The 2,180-nt window shown below is 46.0% G+C and carries 2 protein-coding genes; both read left to right on the forward strand.

Going from position 1 to position 2,180, the window contains the following annotated elements; all coding sequences use genetic code 11:
* Positions 1 to 419 precede the first annotated feature (419 nt).
* The gene (locus F6J99_RS44400; protein ID WP_293123672.1) at positions 420 to 557 is read left to right on the forward strand and encodes a hypothetical protein; all 138 of its coding nucleotides are present in this window, start codon (positions 420 to 422) and stop codon (positions 555 to 557) included.
* Complete coding sequence (locus F6J99_RS44405; protein ID WP_293123675.1) at positions 557 to 2,155, forward strand: reverse transcriptase domain-containing protein; 1,599 nt, start codon at positions 557 to 559, stop codon at positions 2,153 to 2,155. The genes F6J99_RS44400 and F6J99_RS44405 overlap by 1 nt, the downstream gene beginning before the upstream one ends.
* The last annotated feature ends 25 nt before the right edge of the window (positions 2,156 to 2,180 follow it).

Consider the following 2,180-nt stretch of genomic DNA (forward strand, 5'->3'; position numbering starts at 1 on the left):
GTGCGGCTTGTTCTGAGTAGGAGCCTCCTGAGAAAGGAGGGGTATAACTCAGGGAATCGCGGGGTTAAAATCCCAAAAATTCTAACTGTCTGTTGGATGGTGGTGAAAACCCACCCCATTAAGAGATATGTGACTCCTTATCTGGCCACACCGAGCAGGTGACATCCTAGCAGAGTGAAGCTGGCAACAGGGCGGAATCAGAGGTAAATCAGATGTGCCACACTGCCGCTAACAGGGAGACGACATGGGTAACAGTAGTAAAAGTCCTGAAAAAGTGTCTAATTGGAAAGCCGCAATCTGACTAGTACATGCGAGACTTGATTCCTTAATCCTCACGGTATTCTCTTGCGGATAACCGTAATCTCCGAGGAAGGAATAGGCAAATTGGACTGCCCTAAATCGTCATAACAATCTAACAGATGGAACAAGTAAAAACGGCAGCAATACAGGTCCGTAGGCGGGTCGAACCTACGGTAAGAGATGTCACTCCTAATCCCTACTGCCGGGTAGGATGTGGGCTAACAACTGCCCACGGGTATTCAGAATACACAAACTAATGGAGAGCATTGTTAGACACATGGGCAACCATAGTGAACATTGGAAAGGTCAGAAGTGGAAGAAACTCCGACAAAACCTATTCCGCCTACAGAAGAGAGTGTACAAAGCGGTTCGAGCTGGAGACTTCAAGAAAGCTAGGTCTTTACAAAAACTGATATTGAAATCCCGTGCTGCACAGCTCCTAGCTGTACGTCAAGTCACACAACTAAACAAGGGTAAAAGAACAGCTGGAATTGACGGAAAGTCAAAACTCAATTTCAGGGAACGCATGGAACTGGTTGAAACATTGAACCGTCACGGCCACGACTGGAAACATGACGGACTACGAGAAAAACCAATCCGTAAAAAGAACGGGAAAACTCGGATGTTGAAGATACCAACCTTAGCCGACCGAGCATGGCAATGTCTAGCAAAATTTGCATTAGAACCAGCCCACGAAGCTACATTCAGTGCAGATAGCTATGGATTTAGAACGGGCAGATGTGCCCAGGATATCCAAAAACGTCTATTCAATCATTTGAAATCAAACGTTAACGGAATCAATAAAAGAATCATAGAACTAGACATTAAGAAATGCTTTGACCGCATCTCACACAGCTCAATAATGGATAGATTGCTAGCCCCCGCGTGCCTAAAACAGGGGATTTTCAGGTGCTTAAAAGCGGGCATCAATCCGGAATTCCCAGAGCAAGGAACACCCCAAGGCGGTGTGGTAAGCCCCCTATTAGCAAATGTGGCTCTAAATGGCATAGAAGATATTCACACAAGCCTGCGATACGCAGACGATATGGTGTTTATACTGAAACCAAAAGATAACGCAGCAACAATACTGGAAAAAGTCAAGAAATTCTTGACTGACCGAGGGATGGAAATAAGTGAAGAAAAGACCAAACTAACACGGGCGACAGATGGATTTAACTTCCTGGGGTGGAGATTCCGCGTCAGAAAAGACGGAAAGTTCTCATGCGTTCCTTCAGAGGATAATCACAGAGCAATCCGTCAGAAGATTAAAAACATAGTCAACAACTCGAATTATGGTGCCAAAATAAAAGCACAGAAATTAGCACCCATCGTTCGCGGATGGCGTAACCACCACAACAGCTGTGACATGAGCAGCCCAAGGGATAGCCTATGGTTCATGAACCGGACCGCAAACCGAAAATTCCGAAAGGAAAAGAAAGTAAATCGGTACCAGGCCAACGAACTATGTAAAAAGGCATTCCCAAAAGTAGGTTACAAACAAAACCAACACGTAAACGTAAAAGGGACTAAGTCACCTTACGACGGTGACTTAGTCTACTGGAGCAAGAGAAACTCTAGACTCTACTCCGATGCTACTTCCAAAGCACTGAAAAGGCAAAACCATTCCTGTGGACACTGTGGATTGAAGTTCTTAGAAGACGAGTCTGTACACCTTCATCACGTCGATGGAAACCACGACAACTGGAAAACGAAGAACTTATCAGCAGTTCACCAGAGCTGCCACCAACAGATACACTGGAGCAAGCCAAAAGGCCGGTCAAAGACCGAGTTTACCCAGGAGCCGTGTGAGGGGAAACTTTCACGCACGGTTCTGGAGCGGAGGTGCCCCGGATAATACCGGGCATCGACCGTAACAAAGC

This window comes from Moorena sp. SIO4G3 (assembly GCF_010692305.1).
Lineage (GTDB): Bacteria > Cyanobacteriota > Cyanobacteriia > Cyanobacteriales > Coleofasciculaceae > Moorena > Moorena producens_A.